Origin of the sequence: Herminiimonas sp., from assembly GCF_030645555.1 — a bacterium.
Taxonomy (GTDB): Bacteria; Pseudomonadota; Gammaproteobacteria; order Burkholderiales; family Burkholderiaceae_D; genus Oxalicibacterium.
On record NZ_JAUSME010000216.1, the window covers coordinates 1 to 8,576 of the forward strand.

11 protein-coding genes are annotated in these 8,576 nt (G+C 57.1%); all 11 read left to right on the top strand.

All coding sequences use genetic code 11. The features are described from left to right. On the top strand, positions 1 to 444 hold a 444-nt coding region (locus tag Q7T06_RS08485; protein ID WP_304783418.1), incomplete at its 5' end, for a type II secretion system F family protein. A gap of 30 nt (positions 445 to 474) precedes the next feature. Beyond that, complete coding sequence (locus Q7T06_RS08490; RefSeq protein WP_304783420.1) at positions 475 to 2,040, top strand: hypothetical protein; 1,566 nt, start codon at positions 475 to 477, stop codon at positions 2,038 to 2,040. Further along, entirely contained in the window at positions 2,037 to 2,162 is a 126-nt protein-coding gene (locus Q7T06_RS08495; RefSeq protein ID WP_304783423.1) for a hypothetical protein, read from the top strand. The genes Q7T06_RS08490 and Q7T06_RS08495 overlap by 4 nt, the downstream gene beginning before the upstream one ends. A gap of 3 nt (positions 2,163 to 2,165) precedes the next feature. Next, positions 2,166 to 2,735: a hypothetical protein gene (locus tag Q7T06_RS08500; protein WP_304783426.1), complete on the top strand. Its 570-nt coding sequence runs from the start codon at positions 2,166 to 2,168 to the stop codon at positions 2,733 to 2,735. After that, positions 2,732 to 3,223 (top strand): hypothetical protein, encoded by a 492-nt coding sequence (locus tag Q7T06_RS08505; RefSeq protein WP_304783430.1) that lies wholly within the window; start codon positions 2,732 to 2,734, stop codon positions 3,221 to 3,223. The genes Q7T06_RS08500 and Q7T06_RS08505 overlap by 4 nt, the downstream gene beginning before the upstream one ends. 17 nt (positions 3,224 to 3,240) lie before the next feature. Beyond that, entirely contained in the window at positions 3,241 to 4,686 is a 1,446-nt protein-coding gene (locus Q7T06_RS08510; protein ID WP_304783432.1) for a Tfp pilus assembly protein FimT/FimU, read from the top strand. Further along, positions 4,670 to 5,299: a prepilin-type N-terminal cleavage/methylation domain-containing protein gene (locus Q7T06_RS08515; protein WP_304783434.1), complete on the top strand. Its 630-nt coding sequence runs from the start codon at positions 4,670 to 4,672 to the stop codon at positions 5,297 to 5,299. The genes Q7T06_RS08510 and Q7T06_RS08515 overlap by 17 nt, the downstream gene beginning before the upstream one ends. A gap of 46 nt (positions 5,300 to 5,345) precedes the next feature. Then, positions 5,346 to 6,110 carry an ABC transporter permease gene (locus tag Q7T06_RS08520; RefSeq protein WP_304783437.1) on the top strand — a complete coding sequence of 255 codons (765 nt, stop codon included), beginning with the start codon at positions 5,346 to 5,348 and terminating at the stop codon, positions 6,108 to 6,110. A gap of 2 nt (positions 6,111 to 6,112) precedes the next feature. Then, a complete protein-coding gene (locus Q7T06_RS08525; protein ID WP_304783440.1) occupies positions 6,113 to 6,823 on the top strand; it encodes a hypothetical protein in 711 nt (236 codons plus the stop codon). Next, complete coding sequence (locus Q7T06_RS08530; protein WP_304783443.1) at positions 6,820 to 7,434, top strand: response regulator; 615 nt, start codon at positions 6,820 to 6,822, stop codon at positions 7,432 to 7,434. The genes Q7T06_RS08525 and Q7T06_RS08530 overlap by 4 nt, the downstream gene beginning before the upstream one ends. Then, entirely contained in the window at positions 7,427 to 8,491 is a 1,065-nt protein-coding gene (locus Q7T06_RS08535; protein ID WP_304783448.1) for a HAMP domain-containing sensor histidine kinase, read from the top strand. The genes Q7T06_RS08530 and Q7T06_RS08535 overlap by 8 nt, the downstream gene beginning before the upstream one ends. Positions 8,492 to 8,576: the final 85 nt, after the last annotated feature.

Here is an 8,576-nt window from a genome sequence, read left to right on the forward strand (position 1 = left end):
TGGCTGGTCGGCCCGGTGTTGCACAAGATCATACTGGCGCGTTTTGTCACTTTTTTTGCCTTGATGTATGCATCGGGCATTACCATCCTCGACTGCATCCGCTTGTCGGAAGATATCGTCAACAATCGCATGATTGCGCGCGGGCTGCAGCAGGCCGGCCAATTGATCTCAGAGGGACAAGGCGTGACCGCCGCCTTCCAGATGACAGGTATATTCCCTCCCCTCGTCATCCGCATGCTGAAGGTCGGTGAAGCGACCGGCTCGCTCGATACCGCGCTGCGCAATGTCAGTTATTTTTACAACCGCGATGTCAAGGAACTGATCGAGCAGGCGCAAGCGATGATAGAGCCGATCATGACAGTCCTTCTTGGCATCCTGATGGCATGGGTCATGATGTCGGTGCTGGGCCCCATCTACGACATGTTCGGCAAGCTCAAGTTCTGACAACCGCTACCGCTCAACAATAAGGCTCACGTGCGCAAGCAGCTGTTTTATCTCACCAATCACGAACTCAACGCTTATTCGTGGAACGGCACGAATGCGTTGCTGGAAGACATTTTCGCAAATGATGAAAATGGCTGGCAGCGCTTCGCCGACTATCTCGCAACATGTAAAAACCAGCCAGCAGATATCCTAGTTGACCTGATCGAGGAAGATTTCCAGCGTGATACAGTGCCGCACACGATAGGTAAGGCAAGACGCGCGATCATAGACCGCAAGCTGACGCAGTTCTATCGCGATACGCCGTTCCGCCATGCCAGCGTGCAAGCGCGCGAGAAGGAAGGACGCAAGGACGACCTCATCCTGTTCAGCGCATTGACCAATGCCGAATTGCCAAAACCCTGGCTGAGCATGATGTACAAACTTGCCGTGCCGGTGACCGGAATTTACTCACTGGCCTTGCTGAGCCAGTTGCTCGTCAACAAGCTACGGCTTGGGCAAGAACCACTGCTGCTGGTGACGCATCAATCCAGCGGTTTGCGTCAGAGCTATTTTCACAAAGGGCAGCTGCATTTCAGCCGGCTCACCCCTTTGCTGGATCAGGCGCCCGAACTACTGGCCGATTCTTTCGTCGCCGAAACTGAAAAAACGCGCCAGTTTCTGGCCAGCACCCGCATGCTGGCGCGCGGCGCAAAAATCCAGCTGGTCGTCATAGCCAACGTGCATAACCTGGCTGCAATCCAGGATCAGGCCCACGACAATGCCGACACCAGCTATCGCTTGATAGAAATTGGCGAGGCCAGGCAGTTACTCAAGCAATACAGTGCCGGGCCAATGGAGGATTGCGATACCCTTTTCCTGTCGCTGCTGGGCAAGGCAAGCATCGCCAGCCACTATCCGCTGCGCGAACAGAATCATTTTTATCAGCTATGGCAGGCGCGCATCGCGCTGTATGCATTCAGCGGCATCATCGCGCTGGCGGCCCTCGCATGGGCCGGCATCGACGTGATGACTGTCCTCGAGCAAAAGCGCGAAACGGCGCGCCTGAAGCAAGAAGCGCTAAGAGCCGAATACAAATATCAGACTATCGTCAAGGGCATGCCGAGCACGCTGGTGACTCCGCACGACATGAAATCCGTGGTCGATATCGAACGCATGATTACGCAAAACGTGCCCTTGCCGGATGGTTTGATGATAGAGATCAGCCAGGCACTCGACGTATTGCCACAAGTTGTCATCAACCGGCTGCAATGGCAGATCGCAGATGCCGCCAGCCTCGCAGTGGCGAGCACACCGAACACCCCTCCACCTCCTGCCATCGATGCCGGACCGCAAGCCAGCATGCTCGGCGTGCCGGAGAAGCCGAGCGAGGTCGTGCTACTGGAAGGTGAAATCAAACCCTTCGACGGCGATTACCGCGCCGCGCTGGATAGCGTGCGCATGTTCACTGCCGCATTGCAAAAAAATCCACAACTGACGGCAACCGTCACGCTGCAACCCATCGATATGCGTCCGAGCGTCAGACTTGAAAACAAGGTCGGCGAAGCAAACCCGGAGCTAAAGGCGCCGTTCACAATCAAACTTGTCCGCAAGCCATGAGCATCGAGCAAAAAAAAATCGCCGCCGACAAGCAATCCTCGGTAAAGCTCAAGACCGTTGTGGAGCCATATTCGTTCTCCAGGAATGGCTATCCGTTGATACGCAAGGCCATCATCACATAAGCGGTGGCTCTGATCCTGAGCATTACGGTGGTGGCCGTGGCGCGCTTCTACCTGCTGCATATCAAGCCTGCCAGGGAAGAGGCACAGGCGATCCAGAACGCTGCACGCGACAAGTTCAATCAGGCCGAAAGTGAACGCATAGAGATACGTGATTTTCTGCCCAAGTTCGAGCAATTGCGTGAACGTGGTTTCTACGGTGAAGAGAATCGCCTGTTCATGCTGGAGCTGATCAAAAACATACAGGAAAAGCGCCGGTTGTTACCCATCAGTTACGAGTTCGCGCCGCAACAGCTGGTACCTGTCGAACCGACATTGCTGGCTACCTCCCTAGAATTGCGCGCCACCAAAATCGCGCTGCGCTTCGGCCTGCTGCATGAACTGGACCTGGTTCATTTTCTGCGCGATTTGAGAGACCAGGGGTTTTACACCGCAAAGGAATGCACGATCACTCCCGTCAATGCGATGGGTCTGGAACCATTGGCGCCACGGCTGACGGCAGAATGCACACTCTACTGGATTACGATAGGCGAGCCCGCTGCTGCAACAAACAATCCCGCGGCGGTGCCGCAATGAATCGGCAGGCAGCGATGAGGCAGCGTTATATTTTTTCCTCCCTGCTGGCAGTCCTGCTGCTGCAGGTCGTGCCGCAGGCCGGCGCGCAACAACCCGGCCGCCTGTTCCTGACACAGGCAGAGCGACTGGAGCTGGATAGAGTGCGGCAAGGTGGCGCTCCATCCGTGGTCGCTGAAGGCACAGCATCGCGACCGCCGGCTGCCACCCTCACGCTCGACGGCTATGTGCAGCGCAAGGGCTCCGGCAAATCGACGGTATGGATCAACTCGCAGCCGCAGAACGAGCATGAACACCCGCAAGGCATCACGGTAATGACAGGAAATGGCCATCGTGGTGGACTCTCCCTGCAACTGCCATCCGGCCAGAACGTACGCATGAAAGCTGGCCAAAGCATGGACATCGCGACCGGCCAGGTGCGCGAAGGATATGAGTCCGGACTGCTGGTCTCCGATATTCCGCCGGCGCCTGTGCCGCGCGGCAAACGCTGATTGCGTGAAAGAAAATAATGCGCACACCCTTGCCACACCCAGCTGCACCCATCCTTCCCCGCGTGAGCAAGCGTGCATGCCGGGGATTTACTCTCGCAGAAATGGCCATCGTGGTGCTGCTGGTCGGCATCATGCTGACCTTCGGCGTCGGGCTCGTGCAATCGCAAATGGAAAATTCAGCCATCACGGTGACGAAAAAAAGGCAGGAAGCCATCCGTGATGCGCTCATAGGCTACCTCGGAAAATATCATCGGCTGCCTTGTCCGGAAAGCGCGCTTGCCACGCCGCCTGCACCCAATGTCAGTTTCGACGGCATCGAGGATCGCGCCGGCGCTACTGCAGGCACACCTCCAATACCAAATCCAGCCACGTTATGCGTGGCGACTTTCGGCACGCTGCCGTTTGTCACATTGGGCATGTCACGTGAGATGGCGCTGGATGGCTGGAATAATTTTTTCACCTATCAAGTCTCCAACACGCCTTATGACTGGACCCGCAGCGCCAGCTTCAACAGCGGCAACCAGGGCGGAATAACAGTTAACGACCGGTCCAATGCAGGGCTGATTCCAAATACCACGCCGGCTGTGGTGATCCTGGCTTCACACGGCAAAAACGGTTCCGGTGCTTTTACGATTAAAGGTACGCGGAATGCTTTGCCTGTAGGAGCCAGCAACCCGGATGAGTTCGAAAATACCGATAACGATTCCATCTTTGTGCGCGGCGAATTGACTGACAGCACAACGGCCGCCAGCGGCCCGTTTGATGATTTAGTCATGGCCTTTCTGGCAGCCGATCTGGTGGCGCCTGCGATGCTGAACAAATCCGTACTGTCATTCGACGAACAGGTGAGCCTGGCGCTCAAGGATATCGACAGCATCCAATCCGCGCTGATCGGCTTTGCGATCAGGAATAACCGGCTGCCTTACGCCGACAGCACGGGCGATGGCCTGGAAGATATCGGCAGCTTTGCCGGCAATATTCCGTGGCAAACGCTGGGCGTCGCCGCCAATGATCCGTGGGCCTTGAGTACGCCACCGGCAGCTGCCGCCGTGGCAAACCGCTACCGCTACCGCGTCACCCCGGCCCTGGCTGCTACCGGCACCAAGGCGGGATTCATCGCCGCCGCCGGCGACATCGTCGTGCGCGATGCCGCCGGTGCGACACTGACATCAACCGCACCGTTTATCGTGTATACACGTGGCCGCAACAATGTGGCGTTTTTCAATAATGCCGCCGGTGCCGGTGCGCCATGTACGGCAGTCGCGCCAGCCACGCCACTGGCGCCGGTCGCACCCAACTGCCTGGGTACGAATGAAGTGAATAATTTTTCCGGCACGGCCCCCTTCATCAAGGCGGCGCTGAATCTGCCGCCATTTTTCACCACCAATTTTCCGCCGACTGCAGGCTATGACGACATACTGGACTATGTCGCAAAAGGGACCATAGATGCCAAACTTCCATAAGGCTGAGGCCATGCATCGCCCGGCATCGACCAGCCAGCATGGATACACGCTGGTCGAAATCGCCATCGTGCTGGTCATCATAGGCTTGCTGCTCGGCGGCATCCTGCAGAGCCAGTCCCTGATCAGGAGCATGCGCGTCAAGGATATCCTCGTGACCGCCAAGGACTTGAGCACGGCGTCGCAATACTTCAAGGATCGTTACCGCTACCTGCCCGGCGACTGGCGCTATACGGCAAATGAAATTCCGAACGTCACTGTCGGTGGTGACGGCAACGGCATTATCAACACCGTGGCCGAATCGAACAATGTGCCTGTCCATCTGTTCAATGCCGGCTTCATACGCTCCTCACAGATCAAGACGCACTACGGCACGGCGCGCGTACTCGGCAATACCATCGCTGCCGGCTCGGTCGTCGCCGGCGGCGCCAATCCTGTCCCGGCAACTACGCTGAACCTGATCGAGTTTGCCAACCTGCCTTGCGATATAGCGGTGGAAATCGATCTCAAGCTCGATGACGGCGATATCTCCAGGGGCAATTCGCGCGCCTCTATCACTACCGCAGCATGCGCGGTCGCCGATACCATCGTACCGGCATTTGCCACCCCGCTATAGCGGTACGACACCTACATCTATCCCGTTACCTTAGCGAACCCCGCCCATGTTTCAACAAGCCCGCACCATCGCGTTTTACACCTTCATCGAAGCGCTGCGCAACCGCCTGATCTGGCTGGTCGTGGCCGTTGCATTGATAGCCATAGGCCTGAGCGGCTTTCTCAATGAACTGGCAATCACCGAAAGCCGGCAGATACAGATCGCACTGATTGCTGCATTTGCACGCTTTGCAGCCGTATTCCTGATCGCCACGTTCGTGGTAACCAGCATGGTGCGCGAGTTCAACGACAAGGGTCTGGAATTGATACTTGCGCTGCCATTGCCGCGCGCCGGCTACCTGCTCGGCAAGCTGCTGGGCTTCGGCGCGCTGGCGCTGGTGCCGGCACTGCTGTTCGGCGCGCTGGCGTGGATTTTTTCACCATTTGCACAAGCCGCGCTGTGGACGGTATCGCTACTGTGTGAGCTATGGCTGGTTGCCGCCTTCAGCCTGTTGTGCGTACTGACGTTCAGCCAGGTCATGAGCGCGCTGAGCGCCGTGATGGCGTTCTATCTCGCCGCACGCTCAGTCAGCGCCTTCCAGCTGATAGGACAGAGCACGACCGACCATACGCTGTCGCAGAACGTGATCGGCTTCGTCATCGATGCAGTGGCCGTCATCCTGCCGCGTCTCGACCAGTTTACCCGCACCGAATGGCTGGTCTACCAGACAGGAAACTGGTCCAGCCTGCCGTCCATCCTGGCGCAAAGCGCAATTTTCCTGACTCTGATCACAGGCGCCGCACTGTTCGACCTGTATCGCAAGAATATCTAGCCATGCGCGAACGTCCCGTTTCATTCGTGCCGAAAACCGTGCTGCTGCTCTTGCTGGCCGGACTGACCATGCAGATAAGCTGGCACCGCCTCGCGCCGGCACCGCAAGCCAAGGCTGAAAATCTGGCGGCACCGCCAGGCATCACCACACTCAATATCGCCAGCCTGGCAGAGCCAATCGCGCTCGGCAAACTGCTGATGCTGTATGTGCAGGCGTTCGACAATCAGCCGGGCGCCAGAGTGCCGTTCCAGCGACTCGACTACAACAATCTGCAGCTATGGCTGGGGCGCATACTGGAACTTGATCCGAGCGCGCAATATCCGCTGCTGGCCGCCAGCCACCTGTATGCCGATGTGCCCGACGACGCCAGAAAAAGGGTAATGCTCGAATTTATCTATCGCCGTTTTCTGGACGATCCGAATCAGCGCTGGCGTGCACTCGCACATGCTGCCTACATCGCACGGCACAAGCTCAAGGACCTGCCGCTGGCACGCAAGTATGCGCAGGCAATCCGGCTGTATGCGACAGATAAAAGCGTGCCTGGCTGGGCGCGGCAGATGGAAGTATTCCTGCTGGAAGACATGAATGAATTGGACAGCGCCAAAATCCTGCTCGGCGGCATGCTCGCCAGCGGACAGATCACCGATCCGCACGAGCTGCGCTTCCTCGATGAGCGGCTCAGGGAAATGAACCGCAAGGTGCCGCCGAAATGATGCAGCACGTCGGAGAAATACTGCTGGTCGAAGACGACCCTGGCTTGCGCACGATGTTGCGCGGCATGCTGGAACTCCATGACTATGTCGTCAGCGAAGCACAACAGCGCGAAACTGCGCTGCACATGCTGCGCGCCAACCCGGCGATCCGCATCGTGATCCTGGATTTCGGCTTGCCGCCGCACGCGCATGACATCACCGAAGGACTCGCCACGCTGAAGGCGATCCAGAGCGAGATCATGGCGGTCAAGGTGATCGTATTGACGGGCCAGGATGAAGAGGCGGCAGCGCTGGAAGCGATCCGCGAAGGCGCCTTCGATTTCCTTGCCAAGCCGGCATCGTCGGACACCATCCTGCGTGCAATCGAGCGTGCCTTCCTGTTCCTGCAAAAGGAAAACGAACTGAGCCTGCAAGGCATTACGCGCATCGCCGTCAACGCCCAGGTAGCCGATGGCCTCAAGGGCATACGCACAGACGCGGAAGAACGGCTGGTGCGACAGATCCTGAAGGAAACCGGATTCAACGTCTACCAGAGCGCCAAGCGGCTCGGCGTCAAGCGCGAAAACATTTACTATTTCATGAAGAAATTCGGCATAGCACGCGATGATTGAGCAAATCTATCTGGCCTTCATCCTGATGGGCATCACCATCGCGGCAGTGGTGGCTGCACTGTGGTACCAGGCACGCAAGGCCAGTCGCATTAATCTCGGCCTGATCCGGCTCAATGAACAATGCAATTTCGATACACCTATGTTCCTGGAACAGGCGTGGCCCTTGCTGGAGCAGGCCGGTTTAATGGGGCTGAACTGGCGACTGGACTGGTTTGGCATAGTCAAACAGGGCAGCTACGGTCGGCATCTCCATGCTTCCACATACAAGGAAATCGAAGTCGCTGAAATGAAGCTGACGATGAATTTCTATCAGCGCGACAATCGCGGCGAGCAGCGTTATTTTGAAGAAACGCTGATCGAAACCTTCCTGCTGCTGCTGCGCACCGACATGCTGATCAAGGCGAGTGCGATCGATGCAACCTTCTCGCAAATGTCGAAGCTGAATCTGTTTCTACAGCATGACATCAAGAATATCGCGCAATTCATCCAGTTGATGGCCGATCAACTGGCCACGGTACCGGCCGGCAAGGAACAAAAAATACTGACCCATTTGCGCCGCGCCGCACCCTTGATCCGCCATCGCGCCGACCGCATCGTGCATACGCTGACAGCCGGCTCGAATCCGCACGAAGCGTTGCGCGCGATCCAGTTGCGTGTAGTGTTGAGCAGCTTATGCGCACTGCACGAACTCGAAGTACAGATAGAAGGGGATGCACTGATCCACTCGGCCGGCACGACGATAGATACCGCACTGGACAATATCCTGAAAAATTATCACGATGCCAGCGTGCGCGAGCATACCGGCCAGCCCTTGATGATGATCACAATAGAAACGCATGCACAACATGTAAGCATCGCGATAACAGCCAGCAATGGCAGCCACGCCCCGGCGCTAGAGCGCCTGTTTGAACCGTTCTGGAGCAGCGACGCTGCCGGTCTGGGTATAGGCTTGTATCAAGCCAAGCAAATGCTGGAAATGCAGGGCGGCTCCTTGCAAGTTACACAAGACGCAGACACCCCGCTACGCTTCAACATCATGTTCCCCTTGCAGGCTTGAATCGCTGTCGCATTCAGGCACATGTACAAAACTTAGACACTGGCAGAAATATTGCATCATGGTAAGTTATGTCTGTACTGAAACG